1 protein-coding gene is annotated in these 255 nt (G+C 67.8%); it reads left to right on the top strand.

All coding sequences use genetic code 11. The annotated features are described in order from the left end of the window. Positions 1 to 255: transposase (locus HH310_RS43040; protein ID WP_211193349.1), on the top strand; the 255-nt coding region annotated here is incomplete at both ends.

Below are 255 nucleotides of genomic sequence, written 5' to 3'. Positions count from 1 at the left end.
ATGGTCAGCGTGGTCGCGACCTGCTATCTGCTGGGCGTCTCGACGCGCCGGATGGACAAGCTGGTGCAGTCGCTGGGGATCAGCTCGTTGTCGAAATCGCAGGTCTCGCGGATGGCCGCCGACCTCGACACGCAGGTCGCGGCGTTTCGCACTCGCCCGCTGGGCGAGTCGGGGCCGTTCACGTTCGTGGCCGCCGACGCGCTGAGCATGAAGGTCCGCGAACACGGGCGGGTTGTCAACGCGGTCGTGCTCGTC

It is taken from the genome of Actinoplanes sp. TBRC 11911 (assembly GCF_012933445.1).
Taxonomy (GTDB): Bacteria; Actinomycetota; Actinomycetes; order Mycobacteriales; family Micromonosporaceae; genus Actinoplanes.
Note: the sequence above shows the minus strand (reverse complement) of the source record. Positions and strands in the feature narration are given on the sequence as shown.